Annotated in this window: 18 protein-coding genes; 6 read left to right on the forward strand and 12 right to left on the reverse strand. The window is 58.1% G+C overall.

The features are described 5' to 3' along the window. A partial coding sequence (locus tag HCG46_RS00005; RefSeq protein ID WP_168683957.1) for a caspase family protein occupies nucleotides 1-1,402 on the forward strand: 1,402 nt, incomplete at its 5' end. 23 nt (nucleotides 1,403-1,425) lie between these two features. Here HCG46_RS00005 and HCG46_RS00010 read toward each other — a convergent pair. From HCG46_RS00010 to HCG46_RS00025, 4 genes are all read right to left on the reverse strand, one after another. After that, nucleotides 1,426-2,580: a DUF2336 domain-containing protein gene (locus HCG46_RS00010; protein ID WP_168683959.1), complete on the reverse strand. Its 1,155-nt coding sequence runs from the start codon at nucleotides 2,578-2,580 to the stop codon at nucleotides 1,426-1,428. Between the two features lie 164 nt (nucleotides 2,581-2,744). Continuing rightward, complete coding sequence (locus HCG46_RS00015; protein ID WP_168683961.1) at nucleotides 2,745-4,052, reverse strand: transglycosylase SLT domain-containing protein; 1,308 nt, start codon at nucleotides 4,050-4,052, stop codon at nucleotides 2,745-2,747. 338 nt (nucleotides 4,053-4,390) lie between these two features. Next, the gene (locus HCG46_RS00020; protein WP_062488500.1) at nucleotides 4,391-4,993 is read right to left on the reverse strand and encodes a flavin reductase family protein; all 603 of its coding nucleotides are present in this window, start codon (nucleotides 4,991-4,993) and stop codon (nucleotides 4,391-4,393) included. A gap of 3 nt (nucleotides 4,994-4,996) precedes the next feature. After that, a complete protein-coding gene (locus HCG46_RS00025) occupies nucleotides 4,997-5,593 on the reverse strand; it encodes a nitroreductase (RefSeq protein WP_055656617.1) in 597 nt (198 codons plus the stop codon). 413 nt (nucleotides 5,594-6,006) lie between these two features. On the opposite strand from HCG46_RS00025, the gene HCG46_RS00030 reads away from it, so the two are divergent. Further along, nucleotides 6,007-7,035: a hypothetical protein gene (locus HCG46_RS00030; RefSeq protein WP_023001099.1), complete on the forward strand. Its 1,029-nt coding sequence runs from the start codon at nucleotides 6,007-6,009 to the stop codon at nucleotides 7,033-7,035. Between the two features lie 48 nt (nucleotides 7,036-7,083). Here HCG46_RS00030 and HCG46_RS00035 read toward each other — a convergent pair whose 3' ends face one another. From HCG46_RS00035 to HCG46_RS00055, 5 genes are all read right to left on the reverse strand, one after another. Then, nucleotides 7,084-7,932: a lysophospholipid acyltransferase family protein gene (locus HCG46_RS00035; RefSeq protein ID WP_168683963.1), complete on the reverse strand. Its 849-nt coding sequence runs from the start codon at nucleotides 7,930-7,932 to the stop codon at nucleotides 7,084-7,086. Between the two features lie 143 nt (nucleotides 7,933-8,075). Then, entirely contained in the window at nucleotides 8,076-10,046 is a 1,971-nt protein-coding gene (gene thrS / locus HCG46_RS00040; protein ID WP_023001097.1) for a threonine--tRNA ligase, read from the reverse strand. Nucleotides 10,047-10,184: 138 nt separating this feature from the next. Then, on the reverse strand, nucleotides 10,185-11,651 hold the full coding sequence (locus HCG46_RS00045; protein ID WP_168683965.1) for a RimK family protein: 1,467 nt from the start codon (nucleotides 11,649-11,651) through the stop codon (nucleotides 10,185-10,187). 4 nt (nucleotides 11,652-11,655) lie between these two features. Then, complete coding sequence (locus HCG46_RS00050; protein WP_208997699.1) at nucleotides 11,656-12,840, reverse strand: GNAT family N-acetyltransferase/peptidase C39 family protein; 1,185 nt, start codon at nucleotides 12,838-12,840, stop codon at nucleotides 11,656-11,658. A 147-nt stretch (nucleotides 12,841-12,987) separates the two neighbouring features. Then, the gene (locus HCG46_RS00055) at nucleotides 12,988-13,440 is read right to left on the reverse strand and encodes an Lrp/AsnC family transcriptional regulator (protein WP_031269318.1); all 453 of its coding nucleotides are present in this window, start codon (nucleotides 13,438-13,440) and stop codon (nucleotides 12,988-12,990) included. A gap of 135 nt (nucleotides 13,441-13,575) precedes the next feature. Here HCG46_RS00055 and HCG46_RS00060 point away from each other — a divergent pair, with 135 nt between their 5' ends. Next, entirely contained in the window at nucleotides 13,576-14,472 is an 897-nt protein-coding gene (locus HCG46_RS00060; protein WP_168683967.1) for a DMT family transporter, read from the forward strand. Here the strand turns inward: HCG46_RS00060 and HCG46_RS00065 are convergent. The 3 genes from HCG46_RS00065 to HCG46_RS00075 form a co-directional block, all read right to left on the reverse strand. After that, a complete protein-coding gene (locus HCG46_RS00065) occupies nucleotides 14,467-16,257 on the reverse strand; it encodes a radical SAM protein (protein ID WP_168683969.1) in 1,791 nt (596 codons plus the stop codon). The genes HCG46_RS00060 and HCG46_RS00065 overlap by 6 nt on opposite strands. Before the next feature lie 78 nt (nucleotides 16,258-16,335). Beyond that, entirely contained in the window at nucleotides 16,336-16,686 is a 351-nt protein-coding gene (gene yidD, locus HCG46_RS00070; RefSeq protein ID WP_208984189.1) for a membrane protein insertion efficiency factor YidD, read from the reverse strand. A 17-nt stretch (nucleotides 16,687-16,703) separates the two neighbouring features. After that, the gene (locus tag HCG46_RS00075) at nucleotides 16,704-17,156 is read right to left on the reverse strand and encodes an iron-sulfur cluster assembly scaffold protein (protein WP_023001091.1); all 453 of its coding nucleotides are present in this window, start codon (nucleotides 17,154-17,156) and stop codon (nucleotides 16,704-16,706) included. A 288-nt stretch (nucleotides 17,157-17,444) separates the two neighbouring features. Between HCG46_RS00075 and folE the strand changes: the two genes are divergently transcribed. From folE to napE, 3 genes are all read left to right on the forward strand, one after another. Then, the gene (gene folE / locus HCG46_RS00080) at nucleotides 17,445-18,080 is read left to right on the forward strand and encodes a GTP cyclohydrolase I FolE (protein ID WP_023001090.1); all 636 of its coding nucleotides are present in this window, start codon (nucleotides 17,445-17,447) and stop codon (nucleotides 18,078-18,080) included. Between the two features lie 45 nt (nucleotides 18,081-18,125). Continuing rightward, nucleotides 18,126-18,581, forward strand: a complete 456-nt coding sequence (hisI, locus tag HCG46_RS00085) for a phosphoribosyl-AMP cyclohydrolase (protein ID WP_168683971.1) — start codon at nucleotides 18,126-18,128, stop codon at nucleotides 18,579-18,581. Between the two features lie 206 nt (nucleotides 18,582-18,787). Next, nucleotides 18,788-18,943, forward strand: coding sequence for a periplasmic nitrate reductase, NapE protein (gene napE, locus HCG46_RS00090; protein ID WP_023001088.1), 156 nt, complete (start codon nucleotides 18,788-18,790; stop codon nucleotides 18,941-18,943).

Consider the following 18,943-nt stretch of genomic DNA (forward strand, 5'->3'; position numbering starts at 1 on the left):
TGATTTCGAGGCCCTGCCCGCAAATCTCGTGCTCAATGCCATGGAACAGAGCACGAAGGTCAACCTTGTCTTTCTGGATGCCTGCCGGAACAACCCGTTTACGGAAAACCTCGCCCGGTCCATGGGGACGCGCTCAAGCGCAGTCGGTCGTGGCCTTGCGAAGATCGGCTCCGGTGTCGGCTCCCTGGTTTCCTTCGCCACCCAGCCGGGCAATGTCGCGCTTGACGGCGATGGCGAGAACAGCCCGTTTACAACTGCCCTGATCAAGCATCTCGGCACGCCCGGTCAGGACATCACCCGCGACCTTGTAATGGTGCGCCGGGACGTTCTGGAAGCCACCAAGGGCCAGCAGGTTCCCTGGGACAATTCCTCGCTGACTGGTGAAGTGATCCTCAAACAGCTTGAGATGGTGCAGCCCGTCGAACCGGAGAAGCCCGCGATCAATCCGCAGATCGAGCTGACCTATTGGGACTCGATCAAGTCGGGACACAATGCGGCCTACTTCGAAACCTACCTGACCCGATATCCCGAGGGCCAGTTCGCGGATATCGCCAAGATCCGGATCGATGAGCTCAAGAACCGCAGCGAGGCAGAAACTGCCCGCAATGCGAAGCCCGACACCTCCGCTGAAATCGCTTTCTGGCAATCAATCCAGAACGCCACCCGTCCGGAAATGTATGAAACCTATCTGGAGCAATATCCGGACGGGATCTACGCCAAGCTGGCAAGGCTGAATATATCGTCACTGCAACAACAGGCGGAAGCGGCAGCTACAGCCGCCGCTGCGGCAAAGGCAGCCAAGGCTGCGGACGCCTCCAACAGCACGTCCCCTGCGCAGGAGATAACCGTTGCTGCCCTGCCGCAGCAGGAAACAGTATCAACCGAACCTGCTCCAGCAATTGTTCCATCAACAAGCAGCCGGTTACTCTCGCCTGAAGAACTCGCCACAGCAATGCAAACCGAATTGAACCGCCTTGGGTGTTCGGTTGGTCGTGTTGATGGTGATTGGGGCAACCGTAGCCGGCAGGCTTTGAGGACTTTCAGCCGCGAAGCAGGTGTCGATCTTGCCTCGCTCAACCCGGACCCTTCAATTCTAGACCGCCTGAAGCAATCGACAGGCCGTGTCTGCCCGCTGACATGTGGCCGAAATCAGGAATTGAAAAACGGCAAGTGCATCGCCGTTCGGCAGGAGACACCCTCCAAATCGAACGAGAAGTCCAACTCCACTAAGACGGCACAATCTAGCGGTGCTTGCCCGGCTGATCCAACAGCCTCGTCCAGAAGGCTGGTCAGTTTCAACTATAGGCAGATCACCGCTGTTGCGACACATCCGTGCGGTCGGCAGGTGATTTGCAACAAGCCGCAGAGCAACGTTCATCCGTTCAAATGTTTCTGGAAGTAATCCGCTAAGAGGCGGACTGCGGCCTAAGCAGCGGCAGTCACCTGAAGGCCGCTGTTCTTAACCAATAGCCGCGCTTCCAAGCGTGCAACGTCGATGGCGAAACGGCGCAGGAATGCAGTCACGTCTTCGTCCGCCCCCAGGGCGCCGTCCTGCATTTCGGAAAGCAGTGTTTCCGTTAGCATGCGGGCTTCGTCCAGCGCCAGATCATAGGTGAAGTCGGCGTCCGCCTGCCGGGCAATGTCAATGGCCAGCAGAAAGGCCTGGTGAGCCCGTAGCGGCAGACCGGCCTTGCGGAGCATGGCCTGCAGAGCTGACCGGCGAACCGTCACCAGAAGCTTGCACAGCCTCGGCAGTGGCACCTGGCCAAGGTTGGCAAGAGCGGCAGCGAAAAACCGCAAGCGTCCACAGCAGACCGCGCGCAGCAGCAACCGGGTGGTCAGCTTGCCATTGACACGAAGATGCTCGACGAATTCCGGCAGATCGTCTGCACCGGCTTCGAGAGCCAGCCGCAGCACGACCTTGTCTTCCGCATCGCTCAGGAAAGTATGACGCTGGTTTTCCGGAACGCGCTCCAGCACGATCGGATGATCGTCAAGGTTCTGCGCGAGACGCATAAGCAACTGATAGCGCATGGTCAGCGGCAGGTCCCGGGTTTTCAGAAGCTGGTCGCAGAGGTCCGGCCGGTCTTCGAATCTTTGCGCGATACGCAGGAGGGAGGACTGAAGGATGCGGGCGCTTCTGTTTTCCAGAAGCTGCCTGCAGGCCTGCTCGCAGCCAACCTCACAGATGGCGGCGCAGACAGAAGCCGGCAATCCCTCACGCGAGGCGATGGCGCATTGAACGGCATCGCTGCCTTCGGCAAGAAGGTCGACCAGTTCGACATCCGTCAATATGGGAGAGTGCTTGAGAACCGGCAAAGCCACTTCGTCGACATCACTTGCGAGGCAGCGGACAACGTGACCGGGAGCGTAGGCGCTTGGCGCAAGCAGGTTCGCTATCGCCTTGCGAACGGCGCGGCTGGGGTCATCGAGAAGAATCGTCAAGGCTGCAGCCATGCTGGTCTGTTCCTGGCTGCCAGGTTCGGCTGCCAAATAACGTTCCGCGAATTCTTCCGCGGCACGTATATCCAAGGTGCGCTCGTCAACTTCGTTCAGAGGGTGAAAGTCATGTGCGTTCATGGCGGTAAAACAATCTTCCCAAGAGTCGAGTGTGAGTCTGACATCAAAGGCTTAACGATCGGTTCACCATAATTTTGCCAGGTTCTCTGGCGAATGCCCGCCTTTCCCGATGGTGGCGGACATGAGATTTCAAGCTTTCAGCCGGGTCTTTCAACTGCCCATGCTCAAGCCGGTGGCAGCAGGTCCTTTTGTTCCTCTTCTGCCTTCAGGCGCAGGAAACGCGTCAGGTCCAGCGGTCCGCCCTGATTCACCAGCGCCAGTTCCTGTGCCTGCACCTGGTTGGAAGCTCCGGACAGGGCGCTGACAAGGGCAGCTTCTTCCACAGCGGCGAAAGCCGACGCAAAGCGCGGGTTGACGCCTGCCTGGTTCGAAGCCGCGTCATTGCGGAACAGAGCCTCGAACGGATTGGCTGTTTCCGTCGCCTGGAAGGCCGACAGAACCCTGTTGCTTGCGTCGAAATCATCACCATCAATGGCTGCTTCGCGTGTGGTTTGCGGCACCGGACGGTCCGGGGTCACAGAGCCGACACTTTCTTCCAGGAAAGCTGCGCTTGCCGTTGTGGTTGCCCCCTGCCCTGCCGTGCGCTCCGGCAGCGGCACATCCGTCTTTGCCAATTGAAACAGTTCGCCCTGAGGCAATTGAGGGCCTGTGTTGTCAGCTCTCGCGATCTGACCCGGGCCGGCGGGTTTCGTCCGCATTGCGAAGGCGGCTGCCGGATCTCCTGCCAGATGATCGAAGGATTTCTGGTTGATCGTCGCAGCGCCGTCCGCAGGCTTTGCATTCGGCAGCGTCGCGACCTGCGTGAGTTCTCCCGATGTCCGCAGGTCCTTGTTGGTGCTGGCCTGCGCAATCATCGTGACGGCATCGTGCTTGGAAACGATAACCTCGTAAACCTCCTGCATCGAGCGGGCCTTGCCGTTCGAATGATAGAAGATCGGTTTGTTGGCGCGTGCTTGAGCGGAAAAAACCTTGTCGGCTCGCATGTCCGGGCTGGCGCCGGCCGCATCAATCAATCTGCTTGCGCCGTTGGCACCAAGAAAATGAGCCATATAGAGCTCGCCGTCGCTCGGTTCGCGCCCGATTCTGCGTTCCAGGTATTGGGAATTCTTCTGCGTGAGCGCCCCTGCCATCATGGACGAGATTTCCGGATCCTTCCGAAGGTCGAGAATCTCCCGCCGCATTTGCGGGTCGCTTACATAGAACTTTCCGCTCTTGGAGCGTTGAATCTGATCGGAGTATTTTTCAAGACCGTGTTTCGGACCAGCTTCCTTCATTGTCTCCAGCCAGGTGGATTCAATGAATTGGAACAACCCGGTGGCGCTGGATGTTCTGGCCTTTGCCGTTGGGTTGAATGACGATTCCCGCGCAGCTGTCTTCACCAGGTAGTCGAATGACGTCCCCGTTGAAGTACTCGCAGACTGAAACGCAAGCTCGATCCTAGACGCGATCGAGGCGGTGTCAGCAACTCGCATGACCCTGTCTCCTCGACGGAACCAAATTATCACTTCGTTAACTTTCAGCGTTAACTTTCACGCCCAAAAGGTTAACAAAACCTTAACAACACACAGGTGGGGATCTAAGCAACTACAGGCGAGTCTTTTTTCTTTTGTGCCTGGTCAGAACTACTTATGTCGAAAGCCGGTTATGTGGACAGACAAGAGGCTACCGGCCATTTCCTTTGGAAAAACGCACCAGGAAAAACATCGACTACTGCATTCGAATAACGCCGTTTTCCATGAGTCGGCAAGTCACAATAAAAGGGCGCCGACTTTGCCGGCGCCCTTTTCGGTCATGATCGTTCGGATAATCGTTAAACTTTGGGTCGGCCCATCTGGAACACCTCGTTCACCACGGCGTAGTCCATGTAGCCAAGCCGGGATAGCGGCTTGTAGAGCGTAACATCCACCTTGCCGTCGACAATGACGCTTTCATCGATGTGGACACCGACAACCTGACCGAAAACGACGTAGCTGTCGGTGTCGTCTCCTGTCAGCGTCTTCAATCGCAGGGTTTGAAGGTGCTTGCACTCCAGCGCAGTGACGGCCTTTGCAACGCGAGGCGCTTTCACCAGTCTTGAGGCAGCCATCTCCAACCCTGCCAGATCGAACTCGGAGATCTCATGTGCGACGGAGGCGGAGGTCTGGTTCATCTCGTCCTTGAGGCCGAGGTTCGCCATGTTGCAGACGAACTCCCCTGTCGCGTCGATGTTGGAGACGCTGTCCTTGTAGCCGGTGGAAGAGAACATCACGATCGGCGGCGTATCGCAGACCGCGTTGAAGAAACTGTAGGGTGCAAGGTTGGCCTTGCCGTCCTTGTCGAGTGTGGAGATCCAGCCAATCGGCCGGGGTGCGACAATAGCCTTGAACGGGTTATGCGGCAGGCCGTGGTCGTTTTTTTCCGTTTCGTAGAACATGGGTCAGTCGGTCTCTGTCCAGGTGGATACAATATCGGCAAGGTCGGGGCGCGGACGCTCGAAAGGTGGTTGTGTCGGAGTTCCGATATGTACGAACCCCGCAAACCGCTCTCCGTCTCGCGCGCCAAGGTAACGGGCAGCATCTTCATCGAAGGCAAACCATTCGGACAGCCACTGCGACGCGAAACCTGAAGCTGCCGCGGCTGTCAGAAGATTCATGCAGACGGCGCCGGCGGAAAGCTCCTGTTCCCAGATCGGGATTTTCGGATGCTCGGCTGCCTGGCTGAGAACACCGATCACCAATGGCGCACGGGTGAAGCGGGTCAGTTCCTTCTGGCGTTGCTCGCCGTCGAGCGGTCCGTTGAGTGCTTCATACCGGTCCGCCAGCCAGGAACCGATCGTGCGTCCCTGTTCCGGCCTGTAGAGAACGAAACGCCAGGGCGCCAGTTTGCCATGGTCTGGCACACGCGCTGCAATGGTCAGAATGTCGTTGATCTGTTCTTCGTTCGGCCCCGGGGCTGTCATGGTAACAGAGGGGTGGGAGCGCCGCTGTCGCAGAAAGTCCAGAGTTGCCGGCGATCCGGCGCTGTTACTCGGCATGAAAAGATCCTGTCGGCCTGTTGCAATCGTACGATCCACCTAATTCATTGACCGTAATTGTCAACTTTGATCGCGGCGTCTTGAATTTGCCCAATTTCCGGGCGCATTAAGGGACAACGCTGCAGTGCGGTGAATCTCGGGAAAATCGTCCTTGGCCCGTGATCGGTCAGATTGCACCGAGAATTCAAAAAAACGCACTGGAAACAGAAACATAGTCGTTACCCTGCATCCGGTGCACTTGCACCAGGCAAACCGGACCGGATCTCCAAGGTCAGTTTCGGGTGACGAATGCCTCAAAAGACTGGTAAAAGTCTGCGAGTCAAAATGATAACGACGTAGGCATGGTGAATTCAGCCCCCCTCTCCGGCCAATCGGCTTTGAAGCGTGCAGTCAGATGCACTGCATTTTCGATAATGCTGAGCGCCGTCCTTTCGATGGGCCTTGCTCCTGCGACCTTGGCGCAGACATCTGACGTACCGCCGGCCCCTGCAGAAAAACCTGATCCGAACGCACCGTCTGCTGCCCCTGAAGAACCCATCATCAACCTGCTCGACCGCGAGCCGGAACCCCTCTTTTCCGATACGCTTGTCCCCTACGCGCCAGCCAGGGCATCATCCCCCGGTATCAAGGGCGGCTTGCGGCAGGGCGCTCTCTACCTGATGGCAAAGCTGACGCCCGACAGCCCTCCGCTGAACGAAGGGCTCATCTGGCGGATCTATTCGGAAACGACCAATGCCGACGGGCGCCTGCAACTTGTTGCAACGTCGCAAGGTGGTGATGCCGAATTCCGGCTCGACCCGGGCACCTACCTGATTCACACCGCCTACGGCTTCTCCCAGGCAACCAACCGCATCGTCATCGGCAAGGAAGTCCAGTCGAAGATGGTGACGCTCAATGCGGGCGGCATCAAATTCGGTGCGGCACTCAAGGATGGTGAAGACCTCGACGGGCGCGCCGTGGCCTTCGATCTTTATGGCATGGAGTTCAATCAGCGCGGCGAACGCAACCTGATTGCCAGCAACGTCAAGCCGGGCTCCATTCTCCGTCTCAGCGCCAACACCTATCATGTTGTCAGCAAATACGGCGATGTGAACGCTGTCGTCCGGGCCGATATTCAGGTGCTGCCGGGCAAGCTCACTGAAGCGACAATCTTCCACAAGGCCGCCGGTATCACGCTCAAACTGGTCAACGAACGTGGCGGCGAAGCAATTGCCAACACGACGTGGTCCGTCCTGAGCCCGGGGGGGGACGTCGTGGTCGAGGCGACAGGTGCCTTCCCTGATTTCGTGCTCGCAGAAGGCGAATATGAAGCCCTCGCCCGCAACAATGGCCGCACCTACCTGCACACGTTCCAGGTGGAACCGGGTGAAGATCGCGAAGTTGAAGTGGTCACTTCCATCAGCGAACTGGCCAGCCAGCAGCAGTCCAGCATCAACAACTGACCTGCGCCGTGTTCCCGGCGACTTTACGATCTGACCAGGTAGCGACGTCTAACGCCGTCGGCCGAGCAAACGCCGGGTTCGTGTGGGCGGCGCCATCTCCATGACCTTGGTCTGCAGGAAATCCATGATCTCCTTCTGATCGGCAAATCCCGAAAGCGTTTCGAACGGGATTGCCCTGCCCGCGCGTGCGGTCATCACAGACCCGAGGATACGGCGGAACTCACGCACAAGCAGCGCAAGACGAAGGGTCAGCGAGTATTTGCTGACCAGGTGGAACAGCCAGGAATTCTGCCCGTCGAAATAAAGCGGAAGGACGGTTGCTCTCGAAGACCGGATCATTTTTGCCGTGAAAGTCTTCCAGGGCAGTTCTTCCGCACGGCCGAATGGCTTGGCAGCCGTTGCCACGCCACCACCAGGAAAAACGATAATGGTCGTGCCTTCCTGCAGCAGGCGCAGAGCCTCCTTGCGAGTGGCCATATTGGTCTTGAGCGCTTCCTTGGTTTCCTCGAAATCGACCGGCAGCGAAAACGGCCGGACTTCCGGCACCTTCAGCAACTCGTTGTTGATCAGGATCTTGAACGGGCGGCCAAGCTGTTCCGCGAGTGCCAGGATCGCTAGACCATCGCCAATGCCGTAGGGATGATTGGCGATAAGCACCAGTGGACCTTCCGGCAGATCCTTCGGCGGCCATTCGCCATCTGCAACCGAAACGTTGAGGTTGATCAGGCCGAGAAGGTCATTCCAGATATAGTCGGACGTGCCGACCATCGTTTCCTTCCACACCTCGTAGATGTTGACCAGCTTTCGCCGGCCGGAGAGACCTTCAATGGTGCGGATGGTCCAACGCTTCAGCGGTGGATGCTCAGGATTGGCATAACTGAATTCAGCGTAGTTCACGGCAGTCGTCTTGACCCTGATGAAACGGTGGCAAATCCGGAACCCAATACCAGACACCCTGTTTCATGATTGTGACAGCACATTGCCCTGATGCCAGGGCAATGTGCAAGCTGTCAGATTTTCCCTTAATGCCAGGGAAAACCTTACTTCAGGTCTGGCGGCGTCGCTTCTTCAACGAACGCTGCAATCGCCTCGTCGAGGCCCATCGGGGTCTGGTCCTTGGAACCGAGACGGCGAACGTTCACGGTCCGCTCCTCGGCTTCACGCATGCCGCACACGATGATCACCGGCACCTTGGCCAGCGAGTGTTCGCGGACCTTGTAGTTGATCTTCTCATTGCGGAAATCGGTCTCGACCTTGAGGCCTTTCGCCTTGAGCAGATCCGCCACTTCCTGGCCGTAATCGTCGGCTTCCGAAGTGATCGTTGCCACCACGATCTGCAGCGGCGCAAACCACAGCGGGAAGTGACCGGCGAAGTTCTCGATCAGGATACCCAGGAACCGTTCCATGGACCCGCAGATCGCGCGGTGGATCATCACCGGTGTCTTCTTCTCGCCGTCCTTGTCGACGTAGAAGGCACCAAAGCGTTCCGGCAGGTTGAAGTCGACCTGCGTGGTGCCGCACTGCCATTCACGGCCGATGGCATCGCGCAAGGTGTACTCGAACTTCGGACCGTAGAAAGCACCCTCACCCGGCAAGATGTCGGTCTTCACCCGACCGCCCGACTGGGCTTCGATCTGCTTCAGCACATCGGACATGATCGCCTCGGCATGATCCCATGCCTCGTCGGTGCCGACGCGCTTTTCCGGACGGGTGGACAGTTTCACCACGATCTCGTCGAAGCCGAAGTCTTCATACACAGACAGGATCAGGTCGTTGATCTTGAGACACTCATCCGCCATCTGCTCTTCGGTACAGAACACATGGGCATCGTCCTGGGTGAAGCCGCGCACGCGCATCAGACCGTGAAGTGCACCAGACGGTTCGTAGCGGTGCACCGCACCGAACTCGGCAAGGCGCATCGGCAGATCGCGGTAGCTCTTCAGCCCGTGCTTGAAGATCTGTACGTGCCCGGGGCAGTTCATCGGCTTCAGCGCGAAGACACGCTCGTCCTCGGCTTCCGGATCGGCACACTGCACGGAGAACATGTTCTCCTTGTACCAGGTCCAGTGACCGGAAGTTTCCCAAAGCGACGTGTGCAGCACCTGCGGTGCGTTCACTTCCTTGTAGGTGTCCTTCAGAACACGGCGCTTGTAGGCGATCAGGCTCTGGAACATGTCCCAGCCCTTCGGGTGCCAGAAGACTACACCCGGGCCTTCTTCCTGGAAGTGGAACAGGTCCATTTCCCGGCCCAGCTTGCGGTGGTCGCGCTTTTCGGCTTCTTCCAGCATGTGAAGGTAGGCTTTGAGCTCCTTCTCGCTGTGCCACGCCGTTGCGTAGATGCGCGTCAGCATTTCGTTGTTGCTGTCGCCGCGCCAGTAGGCGCCGGCCACTTTCATCAGCTTGAAGGCATCGCCGATCTGCCGGGTGGAGACCATATGCGGCCCCCGGCACAGGTCCAGCCACTGGCCCTGCTTGTAGATCTTGAGTTCCTGATCTTCCGGAATCGCATCAACGAGCTCGACCTTGTAGTCCTCGCCCTTGGCTGCGAAATAGCGCTTCGCTTCGTCGCGGCTCCACACTTCCTTGGTGAACTGCGCACCGCGACCGATGATCTCGCGCATCTTCTTTTCGATAACTGGCAGCTCTTCCGGCGTGAATGGCCAGTCGGCGCCCGTGTCCGGGTGAACGCGCTTGAAGTCGTAGTAAAAGCCGTTTTCGATCACCGGACCGATGGTCACCTGGGTACCGGGCCACAGTTCCTGCACGGCTTCGGCCATGACGTGGGCCGCATCGTGGCGGATCAGTTCAAGGGCGCGCGGGTCGTCGCGGGTGACAATCTCGATCTGGTGATTGCCGCTGATCGGGTCGGTGAGATCTTTCAGTTCCCCGTCAAGAGCCATTGCCACGGCCTTTTTGGCCAGCGACTTGGAAATGCCTTCGGCGACGGCGAGACCGGTGGTGCCTGCCGCGTATTCGCGCACGGAATTGTCGGGGAAAGTAAGTTCAATCATCGGTTTTCTCCTGCTCACTCCTGCAGACAAGGCAGGTAAGCTGTTCAAAGGAAATGGAACGGGCTGGGCATACGGGATTCAAACTAATCCGGCAACCTTTTCCGAAGCATTTCCCTTGATTTGGCCGGCGGTGTTGCCCTAGCGCGCCTCCAGGCGGCGTACGAACCAGCGGATAAGCTGATCCCAGACAGCGTCCTTTTCGGCAAGATCCTCAACCCCGTGATCGAGGTTTGGATTGTCATTGATCTCGATGACCACCACCCGTTCGCCGATCACTTTCAGGTCGACGCCATAAAGACCATCACCGATAAGCCGCGCCGCCCGAACCGCGATATCGATCACTGCTGGCGGTGTTTCGGCCATGGAAACTGTCTTGAACCCGCCTTCGACGGCTTTCTTGCCGGTCTCGTGCCGCACGATCTGCCAGTGTTTCTTGGCCATCAGATACTGGCAGGCGAACAGCGGTTCTCCGTCCAGCACACCGATGCGCCAGTCGAAGTCCGTCGGGCAATATTCCTGCGCAAGCAGGATGGCGCTTTCCTGGAAAAGCTCTTTCAGCTTCTCCTTGATGGGTTCAGCACCCGTCACCCGGAACACGCCTCGGCTGAAGGAGCCGTCAGGGATCTTCAGAACGATCGGAGAGCCGAGCTTGGCTTCCAGGTCACCCGCCTCCTTCAGGGAAGACAGGACGATGGTCTTGGGCGTCGCGATGCCATGACTTGCCAGAAGCTCGGTCAGATAGACCTTGTTGGTACAGCGGATCATCGACACCGGATCGTCGATCACCGGCATGCCTTCCTGCACAGCGCGCCGGGCAAAACGGTAGGTGTGATTGTCGATGTTGGTGGTCTCGCGAATGAACAGCGCATCATACTGCGCCAGCTTGTCGAGATCACCCTTGCCGATCGGGACGACTTCAACCCCGTGGCGCGCCGCCACCTTGGCCATGTGCTTCAGAGAGGCGATGGAGGATGGCGGCAACTCTTCCTTGGGATCGGACAGAACAGCCATCGCGTACTTCATCAGGGCGCGCTGTTTCGGCGCCCGCCAGGGACGTGTCGTATAGCTTTCCACCGCTGCCAGAAATTGCGCGCGCTCGTCCGCTTCGAGGTCATTTACCGCCAGCACGCGGATGCGCTTGATGCTGCGCCATTCGCCCTCTTCCAGCAGAACCTCCAGCACAGGTGCCCGGAACCAGTCGAACAGAAGCCGCGCGAATGGTTCAAGTGCAGGGTCGCCAACCTGACCGAGATAGATCAGCAGCCGAGAGACCTCACCAGCGGCCTCCGGTGCCATCTTGCGAAGGCAGCGGTTCAGCCGGTCTTCAAGCTCTGGCAAGGCATGCTGATAGAGTTGCTTGCGGGACAGTTCGATCATCGTCTCGACAACCGGCACCACACGGTGCTGGCGTGCTTCAGCCAGAAGCGACGCGTAATAGCCTGCCCCCTGGTAAGCGTAGGAGCGCGACAGGTTGAGAATGGTCGGCTTGGCACCGGTAAACAGTTTCGGGTGCGTCAGATACTCCCGCACGGTCATGACCTTGTGCGGCGTTTCCGTGTTGGAGAGGTCTTTGAGGTTGTCGACCAGAATGACCCAGGAAGACATTGGATCAGGCGTCCTTTCGTATCAGGATTTGGGCACGTACCGCGCTGCGGCCCCAGCGGGCCATGCGGTCGAATTCGGCAAAGGGAATGGGAAGATTTGCAGCATCTGCCGGACTTTCATGGCGCTCGCGCTCAAGCCACGGGTCATGAATGATGAGGTGGCGATCGTCCGCATCATGCACAAGCACCCAATGCGGAACTTTCTGGCCGAACATGCGGTAGCCGGAAATGAGCACGATCGCGAGCGTACCGGCTGATATCTCGGTCGCCAGTGCTGTTGCTTCCAAGGGGGTTTCCGAACGGGCAACACCAAGCTGCGCGGCTTCCGAGCGGTAGCCTTCCTGTACCAGGGTCAGAACCTTGCGCTTTTCCGGGTTCCGAACCGAATTGAGAAACAGGAGTTCGTCGGGAAACAGCCTGACCTCGACCGAAAGCCCGCGCCGCGCAAGCGCATTGGCCAGGCCGAAGGGACCGCAGCCACCATGACCGGAGGCGAGATAGATTGTCGTTGCCTCCCGCCAGAGGGTGAGTTCCGTCAATGGTTCTGCCGGAACCGAGCGGTCGAAATGCCGGGCCGCCATCAGTGCACAGGCCGGGCCGCAGGTGAATTCGGTTGTCTGCGAGTAATAAGGCGCGTTGCCGGTGCCCAGCACCGGACCATGGAGCAGCTTTTCCATGCGCAACGCTGCGCAGCCATCCTCGTAATAGGCCTCTACCCTGCCCAGCATCCGGTAGCCGCTGCGCTGATAGAGTGCGATGGCCGCCTCATTGTCCGCACGCACTTCAAGCCGCAGCACAATGCGATCGCTGTCGAAAGCGGCAACTTCGGACGCTTCCAGCAGCTTTGCACCAAGCCCCTGCCCCCGGCAGGCCGGATCCACAGCAAGCGAATAGAGCCGCGCCAGCGCGGTTGCCTGGCGCAAGAGCAGCAGCGCGTACCCAACCAGTCCGTCTGGACCGGTTGCGACCAAAAGGCGTGCGCGAGGGCTCTCCAGAAATCGCCTGAAGCTTCGCCGGGAAATGCGATCTCCGGCGAAGGCGGCGTTTTCAATGCGAAACAGCTCGGCGAGATCGCCGGGCTCGGCAGTGCGAATGAGAATATCCCCGGTTTCGGCCTGGGGCGAAGCCTTGTCCATGGTGCCTTGAAAGACCCAAAGGCCGGTGCGCCGCACCCGGTCTCCATCCAACATTGGCGACGGCCCTGAGGCAGTTTAGAGACTGCACGGACCGGTCGGCGGCCTTTGCGGAATACACCGATTTGCAGGTGCTGTCTTTGAGAATTTTCGTTGCGGCAACACATTTTGCATTCAGGCCTTGACGGCCCGGAAATGCGGGCCTCAAGAGGCCTTCTCAGCCACAGCCAAGGGCGGCGGACGGCGGCGGATCGGCTGGGATTTGACAATCGAGGTGCTGGTTTCCGCCTTGTCCGAAATCCGGTCCAGAATTCCGTCGAGCTGATCGATGGAAGGAATGGCAAGTCGGGCGACGAAACAGTCTTCTCCCGTGACCTTGTCGCACTCGCAAAACTCGGGAATTTCCTGAATAAGTTGCTGCACGATATGCAGCTTTCCAGGCAGCGGTCGAATGCGCACGATCGCCTGCAGACTGTATCCAAGCACCTTCGGATCAATATCCACGGTAAAGCCGCGAATGACGCCGCGCTCCTGCAGACGGCGGATCCGCTCCGAAACACCGGGCGACGACAATCCCACGTGAGCGGCCAGGTCTTTCAACGACATGCGCGCGTCGTCAATCAAGGCTTCAACGATCTTGATATCCGTCTCATCCATCTTCATTTCGAAACACCAATCGGCAGATAAGCTTACATTTCACAAAACAATACCAGCTTCTGCTGATTTATCAAAAGTACTCGCATCCATCTCCTTGGCAGAATGAAGACCATCCTGAAACGCTTGGAGGCAACAATGGACAAGACATTGCGCGGCGCCACCGAAATGACCGCCGCCATGACCATTCTGGGAACGATAGGACTTTTCGTGGTCCTTTCCGGCCAGGGCGCCATCGACGTTGTGTTCTGGCGCTGCGCCTTCGGTGCGTTGGCGCTACTTGTCATCTGTTCTGCCCAGGGCCTACTCCGCCGGCACCTGACCTGGAAGAAACTGGCCGTTGCCGCCATAGGGGGCGTTGCCATCGTCGTGAACTGGGCAATGCTCTTCACTGCCTATTCCGAGGCATCCATCGGCGTGGCAACCGCTGTCTACAATACCCAGCCGTTCATCCTGGTCGGCTTCGGCATTCTGTTTCTGGGAGAACGGATCACCGTCGACAAGCTCGGCTGGCTGGTCATTGCCTTTGCCGGTGTCCTGCTGATCGTCCAGGCAAAACCCGGCGCTGTCGAATACGCCGGTTCAAATTATGCACTCGGCATAGCACTCTCGCTCGGCGCAGCCTTTTTCTGGGCTGTCGCAGCCCTGCTGACCAAGAAGCTGACGGGAACGCCTCCACAGCTGATCGCCCTGGTACAGGTCTGTGTCGGCATCCTGATGCTTGCCCCCTTCGTCAGCTGGAACGCTCTGCCGGAAGGTACAATGGCCTGGGGCTCGCTTGTCACGCTTGGCGCCGTTCACACGGGGTTGATGTATATCCTCATGTATGGCGCCGTGCAGAAGCTGCCGACCTATTTGCAAGGTGCCTTTTCCTTCATTTATCCGGTGGTGGCGATCCTTGTCGACTATGTAGCCTTCGACCATCAGCTGAAACCGCTGCAGCTTGTCGGAGCGGCTGCGATCATCATTGCCGCGATGGGCATGACCTTCGGCTGGCGGCTGCTTCGGCGCAAGGCTACCGCCTCTCCATCATAGGGCTGAAGCTGCCTTCGCCCTGTCTTTTCCGGCCTTCGAAAGCGCGGCATCGCGAAGCTGTTTGGCAACCGCCTCCGCGCCGCCGCGTGTTTCCCGGATCATCGCCAGATCCTCTTCTTCGCTCCGGTTCATGGGGGCAATGGCAAGATCGGAATACGTCCGCCTGTCAGGCGATGCCTTGACCCTCCGGTAGATCCGGTAAACCCGCCAGACGGCAGATAGATAGACCCAATGTTTGGCGACGATTTCGGCAAAATACCGCGGATAGAACACCAGCGGATTTTCAAGCGGCAGCCCACCGCGTCGGTCTGTGCGGAATTTCAGGCGGAAATAACCGCCCTCAAGCGGATGAACGCCTTCGCGTTCGACCATCAGCTTGAACCACATCATCAGGAACAATTTGTTGCCCGGACGACCCTTGCGATGCGCCGCGGCTCTGCGCAGTACCGTTTCGATGTGGCCATCCGAATAATAGCTTGCCCAGGCTTGCCGGTAGGCCTCCTCCCAATCCTCATCGCTCATTTTCGGGTGATGGCTCACCCGGTGATTGAGATCGTACTTGTTGAGGTCTGGATCCATCCAGATGCCTTTGCTTAGAAGCACCTTGTGATCTTCGGATCCCGGAAGTGGTGTCAGATAAAAGAACTCGAGCAGATCGAGCGGAAGCTCCTTTTTGATGATCTCGACATCATGCAGGACCGACTCCTTGGTATCCCCCGGAAAACCGATGATGTAACCGGCATAGGTGGTTGCCCCGTGGGTCCGCCATTTCTGCAGCATCTCCCGGTATTCGGTAATCTTGTTCTGCCGCTTCTTTGCGGCCATGAGATTGTCCGGATTGATGTTTTCCAGCCCGATGAAGACCCGGTTGACCCCTGCCCTCGTCGCTTTCTCGATGAAACCGTCAATCCGGTGACAGAGCGTGTCCACCTGGATGATGAACTTGATGTCGAAACTCTCCTGCTCCCTAAGCTGAATCAGCCGGTCGAACAGCGGCTCCCATTCCCGGTTGCGGGCGAAATTGTCGTCGGTGATGAAAAAACGGTCGATCCCCTGTGCAACGTTATCGCGAATGATCTGCTCCAGATCGTCGGCGGAACGAAACCGGCTCTTGCGACCTTGCACGTTGATGATGGTGCAGAAGGAACACTGGAAAGGGCAACCGCGGCCAAGATCGAAGCTGGAATGCGATCCGGCCGTGAAGCGAATGTGCTGGGTGGGCAGGATCGGGGTCGGCTCGCCCTCCAGCGACGGCAAGTCCGCCATGAAATCGTAAAGCGGCTTCAGATCGTCGGAAAAGGCATCGCGGAAGACATCGTCCAACCGCCCGTCCTCGGCCTCGCCGGCAAAATAGACGACACCTTCCTTTTGCAACCGAACCATCTCTTCAGGCATTTCATCCAGCATGGATATGCAGCCGGAGACATGAAATCCGCCGATGGCAACCGGCAGACCAAGACCGAGAAACCTGCGGGCAAGGTCGGTCGCCCGGGGAAACTGGTTTGACTGAACCCCGACCAGCGCGATCAGGGCCTTTCCGCCTGCTTTTCGGATATCCCGGGCAATCTTTTCCGGACGAACCCGCTTGTTGGTTTCATCGTAGGTATGAAGATGGATGCAGACATCCTTCCCGAGAACCTGACGGTTGCGGGCCGCTTCTGCGAGCCCGTTCAGGCTGGCGAGCGTGTTGGAAGGAATTGCAGAGCGAAGCCACTGGATCGGATAACCGTCGTCGTCGTAATGGGTCGGCTTGATCATCACGAAATGGAAGTCGCGTCCGCTCATTCTTCCCTCCGCCTTCTGGCATGAGAGGCAAGCGTTGCACCAACCTGACGTTGGGTCAATAATAGATCAGATGAGAGATTAGTCCAGACGATGTTCCGGCGGTATGTGCTTGCCGGTCCAATGACCGTAACGCCAGGGCAAAAACCAGTGCGCATCTGGCGGCAAGGTGTCGGGAACCGGGTCAAAACCAGAGGAGCCCCAGGGATTACACCGAAGAACCCGGGACAAGCCAACCCACCCCCCGGCCCAAAAACCGAAGCGGCGAATGGATTGCTCGGTGTAATCGGAGCAAGTCGGCGCGTAGCGGCAGGTGCGCCCCATGAAGAGCGACAGGGAATGGCGGTAAAGCCAGATAAGCCCAATCGCTGCATATCCGATTGGTGACAATCGGCCATCCGGCTTTCGCGGTTCGTTATGGCAAGAACACATCGGACGCAGAACTGCGGTCACGCGACCGCACTGTCTTCCTTGGCTTTCGCCTCGATCTGGTCGAGCGCATCGACAACGGCATCAAAGGTCAGAAGCGTCGAGGCATGGCGCGCCTTGTATTCGCGGACCGGTTCCAGAAACTTCAGGTCTTCGAAGCGGCCTGTGGGGGCCTCGCCACCTTCCTTCAACATGGCGCGCATGGTCTGTTGCACTTCGCGCAACTCATCTGCGCGCGCGCCGATGATATTTCGAGCCATGATTGACGAAGACGCCTGGCCAAGCGCGCAGGCTTTGACGTCGTGAGCAAAATCCGTGACGACGCCGTCCTTCATGGAAAGATCGACAATGACGGTGGAGCCACACAATTTGGAATGAGCTTTTGCGCTTGCGTCCGGATGCTCGAGACGGCCGATCCGCGGGATATTTCCGGCGAATTCAAGGATCTTCGCGTTATAAATGTCGTCGAGCATAACTCGCCTCTTCGTGAATGCCTGTGATGCGCGACACATTGATGGCGCACTGCTTTCATATATATACATCAGACGCCACGGCAAATTCGCAAGGGGCAGAGTGGTCGCAGTTGGTCTTTCGCATGACGTTTGCACGCTAGAAACCGGCTCCTCCCGCTCAGAAACTGTGCGTTCGCTTTTTGCCTGGAGTATGATAAGGGTCCGCGGCTTGAAAAGCCCGAACCTTCTGATCTGTGCACCAGCGGGCGCCGTATGACGAGTGACAAGGGTAAAATTGCGAGGATCCCCATGGACGCTGTCCTCAAGCCGGTAGAAAAAACCTTCGAAAGAAAGTCGCCGGATCAGTTGCATCGGCCAAGCCGTGAAGAAGCGGAAGCTGCAGTGCGCACGCTTCTGGCCTGGACCGGCGACGACCCGGACCGCGAAGGTCTGGTGGAAACACCGAAGCGCGTGGTCAAGGCACTGAGCCAGCTTTACAGTGGCTACTTCGAAGATCCGGCAGAGCATCTTGCAAGGACGTTCGAAGATGTTGGCGGCTACAAGGATATCGTCCTTGTGCGCGGCATCCCGTTCCATTCCCATTGCGAACACCACATGCTGCCTTTCATCGGCGAAGCTCATATCGCCTATTACCCGGCAGAAGGCGTCGTTGGTCTTTCCAAACTGGCACGTGTTGTCGACATCTACGCCAAGCGTCTGCAAACGCAGGAAAACTTGACTGCGCAGATCGCATCGGTCATTGACGACGCTCTGGCCCCGCGTGGCCTGGCCGTGATGCTGGAAGCCGAACACCAGTGCATGACCATGCGCGGTGTCCAGAAACCCGGTGTTTCCACGATCACCACCCAGTTTACCGGCGTATTCCAGGACGATCCCGCCGAACAGGCGAAATTCATGTCTCTGGTACGCGGCAAGGGTCTCTGACTTTTCAGCCCTTGCGTTATCAATGACGACAAGGGCTTTCCTCCCATGTGCAATACCCACCTGACTGAGCGCGGCGACAAGGCAACGGTCGAAAACGGCGATCTGATGATGCCGAAGTTTGACCGGGACGGCCTGATTGTGGCTGTCGTCACCGATGTGGCGTCAGGCGAAGTGCTCATGGTTGGCTACATGAACGCCGAGGCCCTGAAGCGGACGATCGAGACCGGCGAGGCCTGGTACTGGAGCCGTTCGCGCCAGAGCTTCTGGAAGAAGGGCGAAACCTCCGGCCAGATCCAGACCGTGCATGAAATCCGGACCGATTGCGACCAGGATGCCCTGGTCCTGAAGGTTTCGGTTGCCGGCAATGGCGCAACCTGCCATGTGGGATATCGCTCTTGTTTTTATCGTAAAACCATCAAAGGTGACGACGGGTCTGTGCGTTTGGAGCGCGTGGAAACCGAGAGGGTCTATGATCCCGACGAAGTTTACGGCAAGGGTTGAGCCCGGCAGTAGAGCCACCAGCCTTGAGCGAGGCTTATCCGCAACCCATTGAAACATATTAACTTTCGAATTCTTGAAACAAAATTTTAAGTAGTATCCCGTATATCTCCACCCTCTCTCTTGTGCCTAAGTTTCCACTAGGCGCGAACAACAAGATCAAAACCCCGTGCCTGATTCCCTATCGACCGCAAGCTGAGGGAGAGGCTATGGCGGACAACACTGTTCCAAGCAAACGGGACGAACGGATTGCGTTCATCCTGTTGGCCGTTTTGCTTGCCCCGGCGCTTTCCGTCGCAATTGTTGGCGGCTACGGCTTTATAATCTGGATGTCACAGCTGGTCCTTGGGCCGCCGACGGGCTGA

The sequence above is a fragment of the Labrenzia sp. PO1 genome (genome assembly GCF_012273635.1).
GTDB lineage: Bacteria > Pseudomonadota > Alphaproteobacteria > Rhizobiales > Stappiaceae > Roseibium > Roseibium algicola.

Excerpts from the sequence above, each read along its gene's own strand:
- HCG46_RS00010 (WP_168683959.1), bottom strand. The coding sequence starts at position 2,580 with ATGAACGCACATGACTTTCACCCTCTGAACGAAGTTGACGAGCGCACC.
- HCG46_RS00015 (WP_168683961.1), bottom strand. The coding sequence starts at position 4,052 with ATGCGAGTTGCTGACACCGCCTCGATCGCGTCTAGGATCGAGCTTGCG.
- HCG46_RS00020 (WP_062488500.1), bottom strand. The coding sequence starts at position 4,993 with ATGTTCTACGAAACGGAAAAAAACGACCACGGCCTGCCGCATAACCCG.
- HCG46_RS00025 (WP_055656617.1), bottom strand. The coding sequence starts at position 5,593 with ATGCCGAGTAACAGCGCCGGATCGCCGGCAACTCTGGACTTTCTGCGA.
- HCG46_RS00030 (WP_023001099.1), top strand. The coding sequence starts at position 6,007 with ATGCTGAGCGCCGTCCTTTCGATGGGCCTTGCTCCTGCGACCTTGGCG.
- thrS (WP_023001097.1), bottom strand. The coding sequence starts at position 10,046 with ATGATTGAACTTACTTTCCCCGACAATTCCGTGCGCGAATACGCGGCA.
- HCG46_RS00045 (WP_168683965.1), bottom strand. The coding sequence starts at position 11,651 with ATGTCTTCCTGGGTCATTCTGGTCGACAACCTCAAAGACCTCTCCAAC.
- HCG46_RS00050 (WP_208997699.1), bottom strand. The coding sequence starts at position 12,840 with ATGTTGGATGGAGACCGGGTGCGGCGCACCGGCCTTTGGGTCTTTCAA.
- HCG46_RS00055 (WP_031269318.1), bottom strand. The coding sequence starts at position 13,440 with ATGGATGAGACGGATATCAAGATCGTTGAAGCCTTGATTGACGACGCG.
- HCG46_RS00060 (WP_168683967.1), top strand. The coding sequence starts at position 13,576 with ATGGACAAGACATTGCGCGGCGCCACCGAAATGACCGCCGCCATGACC.
- HCG46_RS00065 (WP_168683969.1), bottom strand. The coding sequence starts at position 16,257 with ATGAGCGGACGCGACTTCCATTTCGTGATGATCAAGCCGACCCATTAC.
- yidD (WP_208984189.1), bottom strand. The coding sequence starts at position 16,686 with ATGTGTTCTTGCCATAACGAACCGCGAAAGCCGGATGGCCGATTGTCA.
- HCG46_RS00075 (WP_023001091.1), bottom strand. The coding sequence starts at position 17,156 with ATGCTCGACGACATTTATAACGCGAAGATCCTTGAATTCGCCGGAAAT.
- folE (WP_023001090.1), top strand. The coding sequence starts at position 17,445 with ATGGACGCTGTCCTCAAGCCGGTAGAAAAAACCTTCGAAAGAAAGTCG.
- hisI (WP_168683971.1), top strand. The coding sequence starts at position 18,126 with ATGTGCAATACCCACCTGACTGAGCGCGGCGACAAGGCAACGGTCGAA.
- napE (WP_023001088.1), top strand. The coding sequence starts at position 18,788 with ATGGCGGACAACACTGTTCCAAGCAAACGGGACGAACGGATTGCGTTC.